2 pseudogenes are annotated in these 2,021 nt (G+C 66.8%); both read right to left on the reverse strand.

The features are described from left to right. Positions 1–106: 106 nt before the first annotated feature. Positions 107–787, reverse strand: a pseudogene (locus tag ACH4C6_RS36350) (transposase); the annotation flags it as partial. A gap of 27 nt (positions 788–814) precedes the next feature. Beyond that, positions 815–1,979: pseudogene (locus tag ACH4C6_RS36355) on the reverse strand (IS3 family transposase). Positions 1,980–2,021: the final 42 nt, after the last annotated feature.

Consider the following 2,021-nt stretch of genomic DNA (forward strand, 5'->3'; position numbering starts at 1 on the left):
CGGAAAACGGCTCGATCCACTTCGGATCATCCGCTGAGATCACCCCACCCATACCCAACCAACGCACCAACCGCCACACCAGTTACGGGACAACCCCTAGGCAGTCTCAGGCTGCGCGTACTTGAGGGCGTCCGCCCCAGCGGATGCCTTTCTCGCTGCCGATGCGGGCGCGTTCTCGGCGCTGGGCGGCAAGAACGTCGGGGTGGCGGAGGTTAGCGTTGCGCCAGCGCAGGTAGGCGTGTAGGGACCGGGTCTGCACGGTGTGGTTGGGGTGGTGGGAGTTGGCGATGGTGAACTGCCTCAGCGGTCCAACGTGCGCCTCGATGGGGTTGGCCCACGAGGCGTAGGTCGGGGTGAAGCACAGCTTGACCTTGTTCTTCTTCGCCCAGCGGCGGATGTCGGCGCCCTTATGGGCGGACAGGTTGTCCAGGATCACGTAGATGGGTGCGCCGTCCGGGCGGGCGGCGCGGATCGACTTCAGCGAGGCCAGCGTGTTTCCGGCACCCTTCCTGCGGCGGTTTACGCCCCACAGCCGGTCGTCGCCGACCGAGTAACAGCCATGGAAGTAGCGCACGCCGTGGGTGCGGTGGTAGGTGGCTGGGAGCCGTGCGGGGTGGCCCTGCCTCGCCGTGCCCGAGCCTGCAGTGGGACGGATCCCGAGCGGGCCGAATTCATCGAAGGCGAAGACCCGGTCGGGGAAGTGGTCCAGCACATCCTCGATCCGGTCGAGTTTCGCGTCGCGTTCGAGGTCCGGGGACTCCTTCCACGTCCTGGTCCGTTGGAAGGGGGCCTTGACCCCGGCTTTTGAACACGTCTATGCGGCTTGGTCCAGGGTAGTTGACGTCAGATGGAAGGTGTTCTCGAAGGCGACCGGAGACCTCTGAGCGAGGTGGGGATGCCAGCGTTGGGTGTTGTATCGCGTCAGCCAGTGGAAGGCGTCGAGACTCGCCTCGCGCTCGCTGGGCCAGCCCTTCCGGCCTTTGAGGGTCTCTGCGAAGGCTGCGTTGAACGACTCGGCGGCGTTGTCCGCGCTGGACCCGACCGCGCTCATGCTCTGCCGGACCCCTGCTGGCCTGCAGACTTCGGCAAAGGCTCTGCTCGTATATTGCGATCCGTGATCGGTGTGCATGATCGCTCCGTCGAGAGTGCCGCGAGTTCGCTCGGCTGCCGCCAGGGCGTCGGTGACGAGCTCGGTTCGCATGTGATCGTCGATCGCCCACCCGGCCAGACGGCGCGAGGCGAGGTGGATGACGGTCGCGAGATAGAGCGGCTTCGCGCCGCTGACCGGCAGGTATGTGATGTCGCCGACGTACTTCGTGTTCACCTGCGTCGCGGGAAGTCCCGACCGATCAGGTCGGGGGCCTTGGCCGCGGTCGAGTCCGGGGCAGTGGTTCGGTGTCGGCGGCGCAGACGCACTCCCTCGAGTCCGATGGTCCGCATGACTCTCGCGACGCGCTTGCGGTTGATCCGTTCGCCCTGGTCGCGGAGTTCGGCGGTGATCCTGGGAGCTCCGTAGGTGCCGTCGGATTCCTGATGGACCGTGCGTATCCGGGCCGCGAGCTCGGCCTCGGCGACCCCGAGCCGCCCTTGCGGCGGCGGTGCGGCGCCAGTGGTAGAAGCTGGGCGGGAGAGGCCGAGGATGTCGCAGAGCCGCTTCACGCCGAACCGGCGCTGGTGATTCTGGACGAACTGGCAGCGGTTCACCAGCGCGTCTCCGTCGCGAGATATCGGGCCGCCTTGCGCAGGATGTCGCGTTCTTCCTCCAGCTCACGGATCCTTTTACGTGCCGCGGCCGCACCGAGATTCCGGGCAGCGGCCGGCGGTGCGGAGTGGGCGCCAGGGCGGCGCCCGTCGGCGGCCCGGATCCAGTTCCGCAGTGTCTCGGTGTTCACACCGAGATCACCAGCGACCGACTTGATCGTCGCTCTAGGTGTGCTGTCCCGGGACGTTGGTGACACGCGGACTGGGTGCTTGAACAGGTGAGGGCCTTCTGGGTTCGGTGTGGATTGCGACATCTACGC

Source organism: Streptomyces sp. NPDC017943 (genome assembly GCF_044328425.1).
GTDB classification, from domain to species: Bacteria; Actinomycetota; Actinomycetes; order Streptomycetales; family Streptomycetaceae; genus Streptomyces; species Streptomyces djakartensis_A.